The sequence below is a fragment of the Crossiella sp. S99.2 genome (genome assembly GCF_023094165.1).
GTDB lineage: Bacteria > Actinomycetota > Actinomycetes > Mycobacteriales > Pseudonocardiaceae > Crossiella.
In genome coordinates this window covers 1,138,365-1,156,659 of the sequence record NZ_JALMDK010000001.1, presented here as the reverse complement: position 1 = coordinate 1,156,659, position 18,295 = coordinate 1,138,365, and the positions used below count along the sequence as shown (strand labels likewise).

Sequence of the window (18,295 nt, the reverse complement as noted above, 5' to 3'; positions counted from 1 at the left end):
GCATGCCCGACGGCGTGCCGCCGCCACTGCGCACCGGATCGCTGCGCCTGCGGGTGTCCTGGGCCTCCTTCGGTGTGTTCGCGCTGGCGGTGATCGCCTTCATCGTGCTGGTGGACTGGCGTTTCGGCGTGCAGTCGGCCCGGGAGCTGAAGGACCGGGTGCAGGCCCGCGGGGATCTGGTGGTCAGCGCGGCCAGGGACAGCCGGGACAACCACTACCTGGCGAACAAGGCCACCGGCAACGGCATCCGCGGCACCATCGTGCTGCCCAACGGCCAGGAGATCACCGGCCCCGGCCAGGGCGAGCCGGTGGATCCGCTGCGGGTGGAACGCCAGCTCACCGGCAAGCGCAACCTGATCCTGGTCGCCGACCGCACCGAGACCTCCGCGGCCCAGCGCAGGCTGCGCCAGCTGCTGGCGCTGCTCGGCGTGGGCACCCTGGGCGCCGCGGCGCTGGTGCAGGCACTGGTGATCCGGCTGTCGCTGCGCCCGCTGGACCGGATGACCAGCCTGGCCCGCTCCATCGCGGGCGGGCACCGCGGCGGCAGGCTGGCGCCGACCAAGAAGAACACCGACATGGGCCGCACCGCCGCGGCCTTCGACGAGATGCTGGACGCGCTGGAAGGCGCGGAACGCCAGGCCAGGGAATCCGAGGAACGGGTCCGCCGATTCCTGGCCGACGCCGCGCACGAACTGCGCACGCCGCTGGCCGGGGTGCAGGCCGCGGCCGAGGCGGTGGTGCAGAGCAGTCCGGAAAGCAGCTTCGAGGACCGGGAACGGCTCAACGTGCTGATGGCCCGCGAGGCAAGGCGGGCTGGCAGGCTGGTCGAGGACCTGCTGTCCATCGCCAAGATCGACGAGGGCCTGGAACTGCGCTGGGAACCGGTGGACCTGCTCGCGCTGGCCCGCTCGGAGGCCGAACGGATCCGGTTGCTGGCCAACCACGTGCAGGTGGTGGTGGCAGGCACCGCGGTGACCGTCTCCGGCGACGCGGACCGGCTGGCCCAGGTGCTGGCCAACCTGCTCGGCAACGCCCGCCGGTACTCCGAACGCGGCGGCGTGGTCTCGGTGCACGTGGGCCAGTACGGACCGTGGGCCTTCGCCGAGGTGGCCGACGCCGGGCCAGGGGTGCCGATGGCCGACCGGCAGCGGATCTTCGACCGGCTGGTGCGGCTGGACGCGGCGCGGGACCGGGGATCGGGCGGGGCCGGGCTGGGACTGGCGATCGCGCAGGGGATCGCGCGGGCGCACGGCGGGAACCTGGAGTGCGTGGAGCCGCCGCCGGGTCAGCCGGGGGCGTTGTTCCGGCTGATCTTGCCCGTTCAACCGCTGCCGCACTGAGCGCACCTGCGCCGAGTTGGCCCAAGTGGGACGACCAGTTTGGCCAACTAGGCGTACGACTTGGGCCAACTCGGCGGCGGGCGGGTTGCGGACAGAGGGTCTGGCTCAGTCCCCCTCGGGTGGCGTGACCTTTTTGACGTAGAGCAGGCGGTCACCGGCCTCGATCGCGTCCGCCTCGGCCGCGTCCACCCGGTACAGCTGGCCGCCGCGGACCACGCCCAGCACGATGTCGGAGATGTGCCGGGGGGAGCCGCCGATCTCGTTCGGCTCGACATCGCGTTCGGCGATGGCCAGGCCGGCGTCCGGGGTCAGCAGGTCCTCGAACATCTCCACGATGGACGGGGTGGTGGTGGCCATGCCGAGCAGGCGGCCGGCCGTCTCGCTGGAGACCACCACCGAGTCGGCGCCGGACTGGCGGAGCAGGTGCACGTTCTCGGCCTCGCGGACGGAGGCCACGATCTGGGCGGTGGGGGCCAGTTCGCGGGCGGTCAGGGTGACCAGGACCGCGGTGTCGTCGCGGTTGGTGGCCACCACGACCGCCTTGGCCTGCGGCACACCGGCGATGCGCAGCACGTCGGAGCGGGTGCCGGAGCCGTGCACGGTGACCAGCTTCTGCTGGGTGGCGGCTTCCAGGGACTCGTGGTCGGTGTCGACCACGACGATGTTGCCGGGGTCGGCGCCGTCGCCGAGCAGGGCGCTGACCGACGAGCGGCCCTTCGTGCCGTAGCCGATGACGACCACGTGGTCACGCACGTTGGCCCTCCACTTCTGGATCTTGAAAGCCTGGCGGGAGCGTTCGGTGAGGACTTCGAGGGTGGTGCCGACCAGCACGATCAGGAAGAGCACCCGGAGTGGGGTGATCACCAGGATGTTGGTCAGCCGGGCTGTGGGCGAGACCGGGGTGATGTCGCCGTAGCCGGTGGTGGACAAGGACACCGTGGCGTAGTAGATCGAGTCGAGCAGGGTCAGCCCGTTGTCGTCCACATCCCGGTAGCCCTCGCGGTCCAGGTACACGATGACCACCGTGACGGCCAGCGCGATCGACGCGCCGATCACCCTGGTGATGATCGAGCGCACCGGGCCGCGCCCGCCCTCGGGGATCTTGATGACCCCCACCAGATCGTGGTCGGGACGGTCGGTCAGCTGGCTCACCGACCACCTACGCCGGATCATGCCGCACTCCCCCGATCGGTCAGGCCGGACGCACGGGCGCCGGCGGTGCGCACCAGTGTGGCGAGTGCCTCCGCGTGCCCGTGCAGCGAGGGCAGGTCAACGCGTTCGTCGGCGCCCGGACCCGGCGCCGCGGACAGCGGCGGCGGGCCGGGCAGCTCGCGGATGCCCAGTGCGGTGCGCAGCAACGGGACGGCGTGCGCGCGCACCTGTTCGGCCGCGCAGCACAGCAGCAGATCGCCGGTCAGCTCGGCCGGGTGCTCGCCGAGCAGCTCGTACAGGCTGGCCGCCGAGGGCACGCCGGCGCCGTCGGCGAGCAGCCGCAGGCTCGGCATGGGACGCTGCCCGCCGGTGGCGGCCAGGTGTGCGCGCACGCCCAGGCGCAGGGCGGCGATCCGGCCGCGGCCGCCGCGCACGCCCAGTCCGTACAGGCTGCCCGCGCGCACGGTCGGCTCGAACGGCGGGAACCGCCAGTCGGCCAGCGCGGTCGGGGCGGGCACGTCGTGGTGGGCGTAGAGCAGCAGGGTCGGCGCGCCGGGATCACCGGGCCACTCGGCGTACACCGAGGGCACGCCGCGCAGGTCCCAGCGGCGGATCCGCGGCCAGCCGTCCCGGTCCAGGCCGCGGGCCAGTGCGTCGGCGGAGCGGGACAGGTCGGTCCGGTGTGCGGGATCGGCGCTGATCGCGGGGATGGTGGTCCACTCACGCAGGTCCGCCAGGTAGGTCTCGGCCAGGGCCGCTACCGCCTGTGCTTCGGCGGAACCCGCGCCCGGATGGTGCTCGTCGGTCACGGCGAAGCAGGCTAGGGCATCGGCCGGACCGCGCGCCGCCGACACGACCTATGCTCACCGTCATGAAGCGTGCCAAGGCCGCGGTCGTGCTGGCCGGGTTCCTCAGTGGGATGGGTGTGCTGCACTTCGTGCGCCCGGAGCCCTTCGACGAGCTGGTGCCCAAGACCCTGCCCGGCGGGCCGCGGACCTGGACCTATCTCTCCGGGGTGGCCGAGCTGGCGGTGGGCGCCGCGGTGGCCGTGCCCAAGACCCGGAAGCTGGGCGCGCTGGCCGCCGCGGCGCTGTTCATCGCGGTGTTCCCGGCCAACGTGAAGATGGCCTGGGACTGGCGGGACAAACCACTCAAGCAGCGGCTGATCGCCTTCGGCAGGCTGCCGCTGCAGATCCCGCTGGTGCTGTGGGCGCTACGGGTGCGCCGCAACGCCGGTCAATAGCGCCTCAGAAATAGAGCACGTCCCAGTGCGGCGGGTTGGCCTCCCGGGTGTAGATGTTGCCGGCGTTGGACACCCACTGCTCCACGCCGAAGGTCGGCTGGCGCTGGGTGAAGCTGCGCCGGATGTAGCCCTCGATGCAGTCCGCCCGGCGGAAGTCGACCTTGTAGCCGTTCCAGTGCGTGTAGGTGCCGCCGCCGTGGCCGGTCTCGGTGCCGCCGGTGAGGTGCACCGCGCAGCCACTGGCCCGCTTGAGCGTGATGACCTGGTCGATGGTGCCGGAGAAGATCTGGTCGAACGAGGTGCAGTTGGGGTTGAGCCGGTCCGAGCAGTTGCCGCTGGAACCCCAGGTGATCCCGGCCGCGCTCAGCCGGGCGGTGGCGGTGGCGTGACTGATCTTGACCCCGCCGCGCGGCTGCGCCGGAATGTCGAATCCGGCCAGTCGAACACGCTCGGGCGTGCGCTGCTCGGTGGACGGGACGGCGGTCGCCGAGGCGGCAGGCGCGGCGGTGACCAGGCTGATGGCCGACAGGGTGACGGCTAACAGGCCTCCGAGAATTTGTGTACGCATGGGTCTCCTAAATCGCAGGGGACGGAAACCATGCGGTGCCGAATGGTTGGATGGTCACAACTTGACGCAGAGATAAGAAAAAACCCACCAAATGGGGCAACTCGCTGGACAGAACGGACGAAAACTCCGCTCGGCCAGGCGGCCGACGCACCGATCATCGAGCGATCGGCCTAGGATGCCTGGGTGCCGCCACTCCAACACGCCGCTACGGCGCTCGGCTGGCGCGGCGTGGTCATTCCCGACGTCGCCGTGCTCGGTCAGCAGGTGTCCGCGGTGGTCCGCGTCCTGGACCACGTGCACCAGTGGCGCACCGAGAACGGCTGGCCACCGGAGCCGGATCCGTCCTGGTTCCGGTCCTGGTTCGAGCCGGACTTCCACGACCAGATCCCGGTGCCCGCGGTGGAACTGCTGGGCGTGCTGGTGATCGAGTCCTCGGTGGAGTCCGCGCTGAACTCCTGCGGCACGCTGATGACGCTGGCCCCGTGCGCGGTGGTGCTGCCCGCGCCGCAGCCCGCCGACGCCTGGCCGCTGATCGAGCTGGACTACTACGGGATCGGCGTGGTCACCGCGGACACCGACGGCGCCGATGTGCTGATCGCGCCGGAGGACCGGTCGCGGGAGTTCGGGCCCTCGCTGTTCGGGCGCTGGTTGCAGGAAGTGCTCTACGAGCAGGCGCTGAAGCTGACCACGCAGACGGTGCGCACCCGCAACTGATTCTCTAGTTACCCGGATTCCCGGCCACTCCGTGGCGGGAACTGACGAATTCCGCGCGGCCCGGCCGGATCGAGCGTGCCTAGCCTGGATGCACCGAGCAGAACGGAACTCCGATGCTCGACGAACTGGTCGACAAGGTGGCGGAGATCCTTACCGCCGGCCGCTGAACCTCGGCTCAGAGTTTCGGAATGCCGCGGACCAGTTCGCGCAGGCCCTCGGCGTCGAGCAGGTCGGCCGGGCGCAGGGTGGTGTCGGTGCGCACGTAGTGGAAGGCGGCGCGCACGGTGGCCAGGTCGGCCCCGGCCAGTGCGGCCCAGGCCAGCCGGTAGGCGGCGAGCTGCACGGCCAGCGCGGGCAGGTGCGCTTCGTCGGGGACGGCGCCGGTCTTCCAGTCGACCACGGTCCAGCCGCCGTCGGGGTCGGTGAAGACGGCGTCCATCCGGCCGCGCACGGTGATGCCGTCCACCTCGGTCTCGAACGGGACCTCCACATCGTGCGGGGTGCGCTCGGCCCAGGTGCTGGCCAGGAAGGCACGCTGCAGGGCGTCCACGTTCTCCTCGGTGGGCAGGTCGGCGTCGGCCGCGCCGGGCAGCTCGTCGAAGTCGAGCAGGCGGCTGGCCTGGTAGCGGTGTTCCAGCCAGGCGTGGAAGGCGGTTCCCCTACGCGCCAACGGGTTCGGCGGGAACGGGAGTGGGCGGCGCAGGCGGCGGGCCAGGGCGTCCGGGTCCTTGGCGAGTTCGACCAGCTGACTGACGGAGAGCTGTTCGGGCAGCAGGACCTGTTCGCGGCGGTTGGCGGCGGCGGCGCGTTCGGCGAGCAGGACGTCCACGTCGCGGGCCCAGCCTTCGGGGTCGAACTCGTTGGCGGGGGCGGGTTCCGGGGCGTCGGCGGCGTCGGGCGCTGGAGCTGGTTCCGCGACGGCTTCGGCTTCGGCGCTGGGCTCGGGCTCGGGCTCGTCGAAGTAGGGGTCCTCGGGTGGGTATTCGTCGTCTTCCGGCGGCACGAAGTCCTCCTCCGGCGGGAGGTAGTCGTCCTCCGGTGGCAGGTATTCCTCGTCGCGGGCCAGGTAGTTCCCGGGTTCCGGGGCATCCTCGTCGGCGGGTTCCGGTTCGACGGGCGACTGATATTGGTCCACTGTGGACAGTGCTTCCCGGACCAGGTCCGCGCCGTCGGTGACCGCGGAACGCCTGCGGGCCAACGGGTCCACCGGCCAGGTGAGGCTGTTGCCCTGGGCGGCCAGTGGGTTGACCTCGTCCTCTTCCGGGTGTGGGGCCCAGTGGTGCACGATGCCGACCCGGTCGCCCGCGGTGATCACCTCGTGGATCTCGGTGAGGAATTCCGAGGGCCCGCGCGGTTTCTCGCCGGTCTCACCCCACCAATGCCCTGATACCAGCAGGGTTTCCTCGGATCGGGTGAGCGCGACGTAGAGCAGTCTGCGTTCCTCGGCCAGTCGGCGTTCCTCGAACTCCTCGGAGTGCACGGCCAGGGCTTCCTCGATCTCCTTGCGGTTCTCGCAGGAGTGCAGGTTGAGGCCGGGCAGGTCCTGGGCGTCGCCGCGCAGCACCGCGGGCAGCTGGTGCGGCACCCGCAGCCAGGAGGCGGATTTGCGGCGGCCCGGGAAGACGTCCTTGACCAGGTGCGGCACCGCGACCACGTGCCATTCCAGGCCCTTGGCCGCGTGCGCGGTGAGGATCTGCACCCGGTCCGGGGAGACCTCGACCTCGCCGGGTTCCAGGCCGTCCTCGGCGCGTTCGGCGGTGGCCAGGTAGTCGAGCAGGCCGTTGAGGGTGGGATTGGCGCTGCTGCGGGCGAATTCGGCGACCACGTCGGCGAAGGCGTCCAGGTGTGCGCGGCCGACGCCGGAGAGCCGGGACAGCGATTCGATGTCCAGCAACAGGGTGCGTTCCACATCGGCGACGAGTTCGCCCAGTGGCTGGTCGCCGCGGCGGCGCAGCGCGGCGAGTTCGCCGCCGAGGCGGCGGATCCGGCGGAAGCCCTCGGGGCTGTACTCCTCGGGCGGGCCGGGATCGTCCAGCGCGTCGACCAGTCCGGCCTGTTCGGCGTGTTCGCCCGGCAGCGCGTCGGCGAGCGCGTCCAGGGGGTCCGGGCCGCCGCGTTTGCCCTCCGGGGTGGCCAGCAGCCGGGCTCGCCGCCACAGCGCGGCCAGGTCGGCCACGCCCAGCCGCCAGCGTGCGCCGGTGAGCAGCCGCATGGCCGCGGTGCCCGCCAACGGGTCGGTGAGCATGCGCAGCGCGCTGACCAGGTCACGGACCTCGGGTTCGTTCAGCAGGCCGCCGAGGCCGACCACCTCCACCGGCAGGCCGCGTTCGCGCAGGGCGGCGGCGATCCCGGCCATGTCGGCGCGTCTGCGGACCAGCACCGCGGCCGTGGGCGGCGCGCCGGTGGCGTCCACTGTGGACTCCCAGCGGGCGGCCACGGTGTCGGCCAGCCAGGCCAGTTCGGCGTGCAGGTCGGGCAGCAGCGCGATCCGGACGTCGCCGACGCCCGCGTTGTCCTTGGCCCGCAGTTCGGCCACGCCGGAGCGCAGTTGGGCGGAGACCTGGTTGGCCAGGGTGAGCACTTCCGGCGGATTCCGGAAGCTGGTGAGCAGGCCGTAAGTGGTTGCGGGCACCCATTTTCCGCGCTGGTCGCGGGTGGGGAAGTCGGTGGCGAAGCGGGGCAGGTTGGCCGCGCTGGCGCCGCGCCAGCCGTAGATGGCCTGCACCGGGTCGCCGACGGAGGTGACCGGCAGCACCGGCCGGTGCGAGCCGCCGAACAGGCCGCGCAGCAGCACTCGCTGGGCGTGTCCGGTGTCCTGGTACTCGTCCAGCAGCACCGCGCCGTAGCGCTCGCGTTCGATGGCCACCACGTCCGGATCGGTCTCGGCCAGGCTGGCGGCCAGCGACATCTGGTCGGCGAAGTCCATCGCGGCCTCGCGCCGTTTCCGCTTCGCGTATGCCTCCACCAGTGGCAGCAGCGCGACCCGGAGTCGTTGCGCGGCAACGATCTCCTGCAGGGCGACGGGCAGGCCCTCGCGTTGCCGGGGCGCGCGCGGGGCGTCCTCGATCAGGCGGCAGAACTCCAGCGCGTGCGCGCGCAGCTGGTCCGGGCTGACCAGGTGCTCGCCGAGTTCACCGGCCAGGGACAGCAGGTACTGGGTGACGGTGGCCGGGACCTTGTCGGTGTCGATGTCCTCGGTCCACCCGGCGACCACCCGGTGCGCGAGCTGCCAGGCCGCGGTCTCGGTGAGCAGCCGGGCGCCGGGTTCCACCGGCAGCCGTAGCCCGTGTTCGCCGACCAGCCGGCCCGCGTAGGCGTGATAGGTCAGCACCGTCGGCTCGCCGGCGGTGACCGCGGCCCGGCGGTCGCCGCTGGGGTCGAGCCGGTCCAGCAGCCCGGACCCGGCCAGTCTGCGCAGCCGGGCGCGCACCCGGTCGCCGAGCTGGCGGGCGGCCTTGCGGGTGAAGGTGAGGCCCAGCACGCGTTCCGGGGTGACCAGGCCGTTGGCCACCAGCCACACCACCCTGGCCGCCATGGTCTCGGTCTTGCCGGCGCCCGCGCCCGCGATGACCAGCGCGGGTTCGGCCGGGGCGGCGATCACCTCCGCCTGTTCCGGGGTCGGTGGGTGCAGGCCGAGTGCCGCCGCGACCTCGTGCGGCGTGGCGAACTCGGTCACTCGCTCACCTGCCTGCCGGCATCCTGGGTGGGACAACAGGTTCGCGCCGGGCAACGGGAGCAGTCGGTGTTCTCGGTGGCGACGAAGGTGGGGCCGATGCAGGCCGCTCCGGCGGCGTAGACCGCGTCCAGCCAGACCTTGACGCCTTCCTCGTTGAGCGGGGCCTGGTTGCGTTCGGCCGCACCGGATTTCTTGTCCGGCTTGGCCACGTAGAGCAGTCGCGCGCCCCCGGGCTGGGTGCCCAGGCCGAGTGAGGAGAACGCGCCGAGCGCGGCGGCGAGCTGGTAGACGGCCAGCTGCGGGTGCTCCTCGGCCTCCTTCTTGCTGACCGCGGTGCGCGCGGTCTTGATGTCGACCACCACCGGGCGGTTCTCGCCGTCGGTGTCCAGCCGGTCCACTCGGCCCTTGACCCGCAGCCAGGGCCCGCCGTCCTCCTTGGGCGGCAGCTCGACGGTGATCTCGTGCTCGACCGCGACCTGGGTCAGCTCGGCCCGGCTGCGCACCAGCCAGGCGCGGAAGGAGTCGACCATGCCCTCCACCCGGGCCCGTTCCTTGCGGGAGAACCAGGGCGCGCCCGCGTCCACCGCGGCCCATGCCTCGTCCAGGGTGCGTTGCAGGGTGTCCGGGTCGGCGCCGGAGGAGGCGGCCTGGACCAGGGCGTGCACCAGGGAGCCGGTGATGGAGGCCAGTTCGGCCGGGTCCTGGCCGCCGTGCCGCTCCACCATCCAGCGCAACGGGCAGCGAGACAGAATGTCCACAGTGGACGGTGAGATGCCGACGGCATCCACATCGGTCCACAGTGGACGTTCGGTGCTGGTCGCGCCAAGGCCGTACCAGGAGTCCGGGTGCGCGCCGGGCACCCCGGCCGCGGCCAGCCGGGCGAGCTGGGTGGCGGCGCGGTCCCGCTGGTCCGGCTCGGCCCGTGGATCGCAGACCGCGCGGCGCAGGTCGCCGACCAGGTCGGCCAGGATCAGGCCGCGGCTGGGCTGGAACACCGGGCGGATCGCGTCGGCCTCGTCGCTGCCCTCGAAGTCCGCGCCGTCCAGCTCGTCCAGGAACCGGGACGGGGTGTCGTCCTCGCCGCGCACCGCGCTGACGATCAGCGACTGCCGCGCCCGGCTGGCCGCGACCAGCAGCAACCGGCGTTCCTCGGCCAGGATCGGGGCCACCGCGGACACCTTGTCCTCCACCCGCACCCCGGCCAGCAGGTCGATCAGCCGTTCCACCCCGAGCAGCGAGCCGCGCAGCCGCAGATCGGGCCAGATGCCTTCCTGGACACCGGGAATGGCCACCAGGTCCCACTCCCGGCCGACCGCGGCGTGCGCGGTGTGCACCGCCACCGCCTCGCCCTGCGGCGCGGCCGCGGCCAGGGTGTCGCCGGAGATCTGTTGCGCGGTCAGGTAATCGGCGAATCCGGCCACGCCGGAGCCTGGCAGCCGGTCGGCGTAGCGGGCGGCCGCGTCGAACAGCGCCACCACCGAGTCCAGGTCCCGGTCCGCCTGCGCGCCAACGGGTCCGTGCCGACCGGCCAGGGTCAGCCAGCGCTGTTCCAGCCCGCTGGCCTGCCACACCTGCCACAGCACCTGCTCCACGCCCTCACCGGCGGCCACCGCCTCGCGGGCGATCCGCAGCAGCATGGCGACCCGGCGGGCCGGCGCGGCGGCCTCGTCCAGCGCGACCAGCTTCTCATCGATGGTGAGTGCCTCGACCAGCAGTTCGCCGCTGGCCCGGTCGCCACCGGCGGCCAGCTCCAGTCTGCGCAGGCCGCGGCGGAGTTTGCGCAGGGCGAGCGGGTCACCACCGCCGAAGGGCCCGGTGAGCAGGGCGGCGGCCAGGTCGGGGTCGAGCAGGTCGGGCCGCGCGGCGCAGTGCAGCACGGTGAGGAAGGGCCACACCGCGTTCTGTTGCGGCAGCGGCAGTTCGTCCGCGGGCACCGCCACCGGCACGCCCGCGGCCAGCAACGCCCTGCGCAGCACCGGCAGCGTGTTCCCGGTGCTGCGCACCAGCACCGCCATCCGCGACCACGGCATCTCCGCCAGCAGGTGCGCCCGGCGCAGCTGGTCGGCGATCCAGGTCGCCTCCTGCGCGGCCGAGGCCAGCACCCGGATCTGCACCGACCCGGACGCCCCGTCCGTCCGTCCGCGCAGTTCCCGCTGCGGTCCGGCCCCGGGCAGCCGTCCGGCCAGCCGGGACACCGCGGCGCGCACCGCGGGCGCCATCCGATGGTCCTGGGTGAGCACCACGGTGCCGCGCTCCCCCGGCACCTCGGCCAGCAGCCGGCGCGGATCCGCGCCGCGGAAGGTGAACACGGCCTGGTCCGGATCGCCGAACAGCAGGCATTCCTGGGCGGCGTCGCCGAGCCGCCGGATCAGCGTGTGCTGCAAGGGATCCAGATGCTGGCCGTCGTCGACCAGCAGGTGCCGCACCCTGGCCCGTTCGGCGGCCAGCAGGTCCGGATCGGTCTGCAGGGCCAGCAGGGCGGACCCGACCAGCTCGGCCGCGTCCAGCGCGGGCGCCGCGGCCTGCGGCCCGGTCGAGCCGACCACCCCGCGCAACAAGGTCACCTGCTCGTACTGCAACCCGAAGGTGCCTGCCGCGACCCACTCGGGCCGCTCGTGCCGCTCACCGAGTTCGATCAGCTCCTCCGGCCCGACCCCGCGTTCGGCCGCCCGCAACAGCAGATCCCGCAACTCCGCGGCGAACCCCGGCAACCCCAGCGCGGGCCGCAACCGCTCCGGCCAGTCCGGTGCCCCCGCCTCGATGTCCCCGGCCAGCAGCTCCCGCACCACCGTGTCCTGTTCCGGCCCGGACAACAGCCGCGGCGGCGGCATCCCGTCCCGCGCGGCCTGCAACCGGAGCACCGCGAAGGCATAGGAGTGCACGGTCCGCACCAGCGGCTCCCGGATGGTGCGCAGCCCGTCGGGCTGATCGGCGGTCAGCCGCGCGGTGATCCGGGCCCGCAGGTTGATCGCGGATTTCCGGCTCGCGGCCAGCACCAGCACGTGCTCGGGGTCCTCGCCCTGGCGGATCCGGTCCGCGGCGACCTCGGCGAGCAGGGTGGTCTTGCCGGTGCCCGGTCCGCCCAGCACCCGCAGGAACCCGCCGGTGTGCGCGAGCACCGCACGGGCCGCGTCGTCCCACCGCGGCGGCGGAACCGGCTCGGCCGTCCGGCGAACCAGCGCAGGCGGACGGAGAGACACCCTGGCATCGAAGCACGCCGGGTGGTGGGGAGGGTGAACTGGGCCCGGCGCGTTGGGCGAACAGCAGCCCACGGTGACCTCGCGGGCACGCTGGAGCACGACCTCCGCGCGCTGCCTGCCGGAGCGCGGGTCGTGGGCGCCCAACCAGTTCGCCCGACTGAGCGCACGAATGCGCACATGTCCGATGTGACCCTTTGGCCGCCACCATTCGGCTGTTTGCGCACACAAGTGGCAAATCGTTCCCCGGCGGATCATGGGATGGGTGCCGGTTCGATAACACACGATCTGCAAAGCCTTCTGCGACATGCGTCACGCTTGCCCATTCGGAGCAGTGCTGCCGCGTTCTGTGCGCTGCCGCATTCGTTTGTCTGCGGCAACCGGGTTGAGACACCGCCAAGCGTTCGTCAGAAATGCGGAGAGCCGGTCACCGTGTGCTAACTCAACCACCGATTCGAGTGGTCGTGCACCCTGCAATGTTTGCCCCCAGACAACTAACAAGTCCCCCGGTCAGGTGACTTCACGCGGCCGAACACGCGGTGCTAGCTTCGCCCTGACCGGACATGAATGAACGACACAACCTCTCGGACCACAACCCGAGAGGCTGCGTCACGCGCTCAGACAGACATTTTCCCCAATCGTTTTCTTCTTTTTCACCCAACTAATTCTTGCCCTTTTTCGCATGCGTAGAAATTGGTGGTGTACGCGGTGACTGAATCGTTGGAGTCCGACGTCCGGACCGACAGCAACGGCAACGGCAACGGGCATGCCCCGCTCAGCCTTGGCACGGCGGCGGCGCGGAACCTGGCGACGACAACCAAGTCCGTCCCGCAGATGCAGGCGATCTCCTCCAGGTGGCTGCTGAAAGTGCTGCCCTGGGTGGAGGCCAAGGGTGGCGCGTTCCGGGTCAACCGGCGGTTGAGCTACACCGTCGGCGACGGCCGGGTCACCTTCACCTCCAACGGCAGCATCCGGGTGGTGCCGCCGGAGCTGTGCGAGCTGCCGATCCTGCGCGGCTTCGACGACGAGGACGTGCTGGTCGCGCTGGCCAACCGGTTCCAGCAGCGGGAGTACCAGCCCGGTGATGTGATCGTGGAGTTCGGCAACGAGTCGAACGAGGCGTTCCTGATCGCGCACGGCAAGGTCAACAAGCTCGGCCTCGGCGAGTTCGGCGACCAGACCGTGCTGGGCACACTGGCCAACGGCGACCACTTCGGCGACGAGTCGCTGACCGATCCGAGCAGCATCTGGGACTTCACCGTCAAGGCGGTCACCCCGGTGACCGTGCTGACCCTGGACCAGCGCGCCTACGACGAGGTGGTCGGGCAGTCCCCCGCGCTGCAGGAGCACATCGCGGCCTTCGTGGCCGGCCAGGCACGCAAGGGCAACCCGCACGGCGAGGCCGAGATCGAGGTGGCCTCCGGGCATGAGGGCGAGTTCGACCTGCCCGGCACCTTCGTGGACTACGAGCTGGCCCCGCGCGAGTACGAGCTGAGCGTGGCGCAGACCGTGCTGCGGGTGCACAGCCGGGTCGCCGACCTCTACAACCAGCCGATGAACCAGCTCGACCAGCAGCTGCGGCTGACCATCGAGGCGCTGCGCGAGCGCCAGGAGCACGAGCTGGTCAACAACCGGGACTTCGGCCTGCTGCACAACGCCGATCTCAAGCAGCGCATCCACACCCGCTCCGGCCCGCCCACCCCGGACGACATGGACGACCTGCTGGCCACGGTGTGGAAGGAGCCCGGGTACATCCTGGCCCACCCCAAGGCGATCGCCGCCTTCGGCCGGGAGTGCAGCAGCCGCGGCATCTACCCGACCGCGATCGACATGAACGGCAACAAGGTGCCGTCCTGGCGCGGGGTGCCGATCCTGCCCTGCAACAAGATCCCGGTCACCCAGAACAACACCAGCTCGATGATGTTGCTGCGGGTCGGTGAGCACAACCAGGGCGTGGTCGGCCTGCACCAGACCGGTCTGCCGGATGAGTACCAGCCGGGCCTGTCGGTGCGGTTCATGGGCATCAGCGAGAAGGCGATCATCTCCTACCTGGTCAGCGCCTACTACTCCGCCGCGGTGATGGTGCCGGACGCCCTGGGCATCCTGGAGAACGTGGAACTCGGCCGCCACGATGGCTGACCAGCCCTTCGAACTGCCTGACTTCTACGTGCCGCACCCGGCACGGTTGAACCCGCATCTGGAATCGGCGAGGGCGCACGACAAGCAGTGGGCCGTCGAGATGGAGATGATCGGGCCGACGAAGGACGGCGGACCGGAGATCTGGAGCGAGGCCTACTTCGACGGCATGGACATGGCCGGGCTGTGCGCCTGGGCGCATCCCGATGCGCCCGGCGACCGGCTCGACATCGTGACCGACTGGTACACCTGGGTCTTCTACTTCGACGACCATTTCCTGGCGTTGTTCAAGCGGACCAAGGACCAGCAGGGGGCCAAAGCCTATCTGGACCGGCTGATGGCCTTCATGCCGCTCGATCTGTCCGACCCTCCACAGTGGACGAACCCGGTGGAGCGCGGACTGGCCGACCTCTGGGCCCGCACGGCGCCGCGGATGTCGATGGACTGGCGCAAGCGGTTCGCGGTGAGCACGGAGAACCTGTTGGTGGACTGCGGCTGGGAGCTGGACAACATCGCCAACGGCCGCATCCCCAACCCGATCGACTACATCGGCATGCGCCGCAAGGTCGGCGGCGCGCCGTGGTCGGTCGGACTGGTCGAGTACACCGAAGGCACCGAGGTCCCGGAACGGGTGGCGCACAGCCGCCCGCTCCGGGTCCTCCGGGACACCTTCGCCGACGGGGTGCACCTGCGTAACGACATCTTCAGCTACCAACGGGAAACCCAGCAGGAGGGCGAGGTGAACAACGGCGTGCTGGTCATGGAGACCTTCCTGGGCTGCGACACCCAGCAGGCCGCGGACACCCTCAACGACGTCATCACCTCCCGGCTCAAGCAGTTCGAGAACACCGTGGCCACCGAACTGCCGCCGCTGTTCGCCGAGCACCGGCTGCTGGCCGACGAGCAGATCGCGGTGGCCCGCTACGTCAAGGGCCTGCAGGACTGGCAGTCCGGCGGGCACCAGTGGCACCTGACCTCCAACCGGTACATGAACGAGCACGCGGCGCCGATGCCGGGTCAGCGGCGGGGCGGCAAGTTCCTCAGCGGGATCGGCACCGGCTCGATCTCCGTGGGCGGTGCGGGATGACCGAGGCCGCGACCACGATGCTGGGGCTGTCCGGGCCGGGCATGGGCCTGACCCGGATGACCGCTTTCGCCTCCGCGGTGAACACCGAACCGTTGCAGCCCAACGGGATTCTCTTCGGCGGCGGCGCGCTGCCGGAGTTCTACATGCCCTACCCGGCCAAGACCAGTCCGCACCTGGAGCGGGCCCGCGCGTTCGCCGCGGACTGGACCCGGCGGATCGGCATCGCGCGCTGCGGGGTGTGGACCGACCACTGGACCGACACCCAGGACTACGGCTTCTGGGCCGCGGTCTCGGCGCCGGACGCGCCCGCCGCGGCGGTGGACCTGGTGGCGGCCTGGGGAGTCTGGGGCTTCCACTGGGACGACTTCTTCGACGACCGGTTCAAGCGGACCCGCAACCTGCCGGCCGCCAGGGCCTATGTCGACCGGCTGATGAGCTTCATGCCGCCGGACCTGGCGAAGATGCCAGCGCCGGAGGACCCGGTGCAGGCCGGGCTGGCCGACCTGTGGACCCGGATGGCGCCGAACCTGCCGCCGTCGGGCCGGGCCGCCTTCCCCGGCCAGCTCGGGGAGTTCCTCTACGCGCCACTGTGGGAAATCCAGAACGTCATCCAGGGCCGGAGCCCGGATCCGGTGGACTACGTGGAGATGCGCAGGCAGACCGGCGGCGGGATGTTCGCCTACGCCCTGGCCATGGCCGGGCTGGGCGGCGACCTGCCGGCGGCGGTGCGGGAACACCGCACCATGAAGGCGATCGGCGAGATCTTCGCCGAGGTTCCCCCGCTGCGCAACGACATCATCTCCTACGACAAGGAGATCCACCGCGAGGGCGAGATGCACAACGCGGTGCTGATCACCCAGCAGTTCTTCGGCTGCGACCGGGAACGGGCGACCGGCATCGTCAATGACCTGCTCACCGAGCGGGTCAAACAGTTCCAGCGGCTGGCCGCGGTGGAAGTGCCGCGGATGGCCAGGGAACTGGAACTGGACGCCACCGACCGAGCGACGGTGGCCGCGGTGGTGACCGCGCTGCGGGACTGGCTGGCCGGTGACTGCCACTGGGCGCCGCGCTGCGCGCGCTATCGCTGACCGAACTTTTCTCTTGCACCAGAACGACAACGGAGGAGTCGCACGATGACCACAGTCCAGCCGCGGAGCACCGAGTACGGCAAGCCAGTCCTGCGCAGCGACTACCAGCGCTCGGTGGCGGCGTACTGGAACGCCGAGAAGGACCCGGTCAACCTTCGGCTGGGCGATGTCGACGGCCTCTACCACCACCACTACGGCCTCGGCGACTACGACCCTGCGGTGCTGGAAACCCCGGCCGCGCAACGGGATCAGGCCATCATCGACGAGATGCACCGGCTGGAGACCGCGCAGGCGGAGGTGCTGCTGGACCATCTCGGCGACGTCCGGCCCACCGACAAGCTGCTGGACGCGGGCTGTGGCCGCGGTGGCAGCAGCATCATGGCCAACCTGCGCTTCGGCTGCGAGGTCGACGGCGTCTCCATCTCGGAGAAGCAGGTGGAGTTCGCCAACGAGCAGGCGCGCAAGCGCGGCGTGTCCGACCGGGTGCGGTACCACTTCAAGAACATGCTCGACACCGGATTCGAGACGGCCTCCCGCAAGGCCATCTGGAACAACGAGAGCACCATGTACGTGGATCTGCACCAGCTCTTCGCCGAGCACGCCCGGCAGCTGGAGATCGGCGGGCGCTACGTCACGATCACCGGTTGCTACAACGACGTCACCGGCGGCCGGTCCAAGGCCGTGAGCCAGATCGACCAGCACTACACCTGCAACATCCACCCGCGCAGCCAGTACTTCAAGGCCATGCAGGCCAACAACCTGGTGCCGATCAGCGTGATCGACCTGACCGCGGCCACCATCCCGTACTGGGAGCTGCGGGAGAAGTCCTCGGTCGCCACCGGCGTCGAGGCCCCGTTCCTGCAGGCATACCGCGAGGGCAGCTTCCACTACCTGCTCATCGCGGCCGATCGGATCTGACGAGCCGATGAGCGACTCAGTCGCCACCGAGACGGTCCCGGCCAGCCTGCTGGCCGGGCCGTCCGGCCTGGGCACCTCAGCGGCTCGCATCGCCAGCGTGTTCGGCAAGGTCCCCGCGCCCGCGCCGGCGCCGGTGGTCGCGCCCGCGCCGGTCCCGGCGGCGGCGACCGGTGGTGATCCGTCCTACGTCGAGCAGTCCTGGGGCGACGGCAGCTACCCCCCGCTGTACGTGCCGGTGGTGGAGCGGATCAATCCCGCGCTCGGCCAGGAGGTGGACCTCCGGGTGGCGGCCTGGGCCGAGGAGTGCGGGTTCTCCGAGCAGGAGAGCGAGATGATGGGCAAGGCCGGGTTCGGCAGGCTGGCCATGCTCACCCACCCCGACGCCGAGGACCCGGACCAGCTGCTGATCGCGGCGAAGCTGAACGCGGGCTGGTGGGCAGCGGACGACCTCTACGCGGACAGCACCGAGCACGGGGCCACCCCGACCGAACTGCCGTTCCGGCTGACCCTGGCGATGGCGGCGATGGACCCGCTGCCGCCTGCCGGGGAGTTCACCCCGCCGCTGGAGGAGAAGATCGCCGGCGAGCGGGTGCTGGTGGCGCTGCGCTCGGCCACCCAGTACCTGGCCGGCCGCAGCACGCCCTCGGTGGTGCACCGGTCCAACTACTCGACCTTCGCCATGTTCGTCAGCTGGACCGCCTACGCGGCCTGGCGGCACACCGGGGAGTACCCGACCGCGTGGGAGTACCTGGCCGCGCGGCAGCACGACAACTTCTACACCTCGATGACGCTGATCGACGCGGTCGGCGGCTACGAGGTGCCGGCCAACATCTACTACGCCCCGGACGTCCGGGAGGCCGCGTTCCAGGCCGGACTGGCCGCGGTGCTGGTCAACGACCTGTTCTCGGTGGCAAAGGACGCCGCGGACGAGGTGCCGGTGTGCAACCTGGTGCTGCAGATCGTCGCCGACCGGGGTTGTTCGATCGAGGAGGCCACCGAGGTCACGGTGGAGCTGCACAACCAGATCGTCCGGGACTTCGAGGCCGCGCACCAGCGCCTGGCGGCCGTGCCCTCGCCGGAGCTGCAACGGTTCCTGCGCGGGCTGCGGGCCTGGATGGGCGGCGGCTACGAATGGCACGCCACCAACCCGAGATACCAGAGCTGAACCCCCGACCC

General features: G+C 71.2%; 13 protein-coding genes. 8 read left to right on the top strand and 5 right to left on the bottom strand.

Translation table 11 applies throughout. The features are described from left to right. Positions 1-2 precede the first annotated feature (2 nt). Complete coding sequence (locus tag MZC64_RS05605) at positions 3-1,340, top strand: HAMP domain-containing sensor histidine kinase (RefSeq protein ID WP_247756289.1); 1,338 nt, start codon at positions 3-5, stop codon at positions 1,338-1,340. A gap of 105 nt (positions 1,341-1,445) precedes the next feature. Here the strand turns inward: MZC64_RS05605 and MZC64_RS05600 are convergent, their stop codons facing one another. Both MZC64_RS05600 and MZC64_RS05595 read right to left on the bottom strand, forming a co-directional pair. After that, complete coding sequence (locus MZC64_RS05600) at positions 1,446-2,513, bottom strand: TrkA family potassium uptake protein (protein WP_247755958.1); 1,068 nt, start codon at positions 2,511-2,513, stop codon at positions 1,446-1,448. Then, on the bottom strand, positions 2,510-3,301 hold the full coding sequence (locus MZC64_RS05595; RefSeq protein ID WP_247755957.1) for a hypothetical protein: 792 nt from the start codon (positions 3,299-3,301) through the stop codon (positions 2,510-2,512). Before MZC64_RS05595 ends, MZC64_RS05600 begins: the two co-directional genes overlap by 4 nt. A gap of 62 nt (positions 3,302-3,363) precedes the next feature. Between MZC64_RS05595 and MZC64_RS05590 the strand changes: the two genes are divergently transcribed. After that, entirely contained in the window at positions 3,364-3,735 is a 372-nt protein-coding gene (locus MZC64_RS05590; protein WP_247755955.1) for a hypothetical protein, read from the top strand. A gap of 4 nt (positions 3,736-3,739) precedes the next feature. Here the strand turns inward: MZC64_RS05590 and MZC64_RS05585 are convergent, their stop codons facing one another. Next, positions 3,740-4,303, bottom strand: a complete 564-nt coding sequence (locus MZC64_RS05585; protein ID WP_247755954.1) for a hypothetical protein — start codon at positions 4,301-4,303, stop codon at positions 3,740-3,742. 183 nt (positions 4,304-4,486) lie between these two features. On the opposite strand from MZC64_RS05585, the gene MZC64_RS05580 reads away from it, so the two are divergent. Beyond that, complete coding sequence (locus MZC64_RS05580; protein ID WP_184999961.1) at positions 4,487-5,017, top strand: hypothetical protein; 531 nt, start codon at positions 4,487-4,489, stop codon at positions 5,015-5,017. A 175-nt stretch (positions 5,018-5,192) separates the two neighbouring features. Here the strand turns inward: MZC64_RS05580 and MZC64_RS05575 are convergent, their stop codons facing one another. Next, positions 5,193-8,693 (bottom strand): ATP-dependent DNA helicase, encoded by a 3,501-nt coding sequence (locus tag MZC64_RS05575; RefSeq protein ID WP_247755952.1) that lies wholly within the window; start codon positions 8,691-8,693, stop codon positions 5,193-5,195. Further along, complete coding sequence (locus tag MZC64_RS05570) at positions 8,690-11,893, bottom strand: ATP-dependent DNA helicase (RefSeq protein WP_308300964.1); 3,204 nt, start codon at positions 11,891-11,893, stop codon at positions 8,690-8,692. The genes MZC64_RS05575 and MZC64_RS05570 overlap by 4 nt, the downstream gene beginning before the upstream one ends. A gap of 705 nt (positions 11,894-12,598) precedes the next feature. On the opposite strand from MZC64_RS05570, the gene MZC64_RS05565 reads away from it, so the two are divergent. Genes MZC64_RS05565 through MZC64_RS05545 form a run of 5 tightly spaced genes read left to right on the top strand, consistent with a single transcriptional unit; the run spans position 12,599 to position 18,284 of the window. Next, complete coding sequence (locus tag MZC64_RS05565) at positions 12,599-14,029, top strand: family 2B encapsulin nanocompartment shell protein (protein WP_374205626.1); 1,431 nt, start codon at positions 12,599-12,601, stop codon at positions 14,027-14,029. Then, a complete protein-coding gene (locus MZC64_RS05560) occupies positions 14,022-15,113 on the top strand; it encodes a hypothetical protein (protein WP_247755950.1) in 1,092 nt (363 codons plus the stop codon). Before MZC64_RS05565 ends, MZC64_RS05560 begins: the two co-directional genes overlap by 8 nt. Then, positions 15,110-16,201, top strand: a complete 1,092-nt coding sequence (locus MZC64_RS05555) for a hypothetical protein (RefSeq protein WP_247755948.1) — start codon at positions 15,110-15,112, stop codon at positions 16,199-16,201. The genes MZC64_RS05560 and MZC64_RS05555 overlap by 4 nt, the downstream gene beginning before the upstream one ends. 45 nt (positions 16,202-16,246) lie before the next feature. Further along, positions 16,247-17,119, top strand: a complete 873-nt coding sequence (locus MZC64_RS05550; RefSeq protein WP_247755946.1) for a geranyl diphosphate 2-C-methyltransferase — start codon at positions 16,247-16,249, stop codon at positions 17,117-17,119. 7 nt (positions 17,120-17,126) lie between these two features. Beyond that, the gene (locus MZC64_RS05545) at positions 17,127-18,284 is read left to right on the top strand and encodes a family 2 encapsulin nanocompartment cargo protein terpene cyclase (protein ID WP_247755944.1); all 1,158 of its coding nucleotides are present in this window, start codon (positions 17,127-17,129) and stop codon (positions 18,282-18,284) included. Positions 18,285-18,295 lie beyond the last annotated feature (11 nt).

Excerpts from the sequence above, each read along its gene's own strand:
- MZC64_RS05605 (WP_247756289.1), top strand. The coding sequence starts at position 3 with ATGCCCGACGGCGTGCCGCCGCCACTGCGCACCGGATCGCTGCGCCTG.
- MZC64_RS05600 (WP_247755958.1), bottom strand. The coding sequence starts at position 2,513 with ATGATCCGGCGTAGGTGGTCGGTGAGCCAGCTGACCGACCGTCCCGAC.
- MZC64_RS05590 (WP_247755955.1), top strand. The coding sequence starts at position 3,364 with ATGAAGCGTGCCAAGGCCGCGGTCGTGCTGGCCGGGTTCCTCAGTGGG.
- MZC64_RS05585 (WP_247755954.1), bottom strand. The coding sequence starts at position 4,303 with ATGCGTACACAAATTCTCGGAGGCCTGTTAGCCGTCACCCTGTCGGCC.
- MZC64_RS05560 (WP_247755950.1), top strand. The coding sequence starts at position 14,022 with ATGGCTGACCAGCCCTTCGAACTGCCTGACTTCTACGTGCCGCACCCG.
- MZC64_RS05555 (WP_247755948.1), top strand. The coding sequence starts at position 15,110 with ATGACCGAGGCCGCGACCACGATGCTGGGGCTGTCCGGGCCGGGCATG.
- MZC64_RS05550 (WP_247755946.1), top strand. The coding sequence starts at position 16,247 with ATGACCACAGTCCAGCCGCGGAGCACCGAGTACGGCAAGCCAGTCCTG.
- MZC64_RS05545 (WP_247755944.1), top strand. The coding sequence starts at position 17,127 with ATGAGCGACTCAGTCGCCACCGAGACGGTCCCGGCCAGCCTGCTGGCC.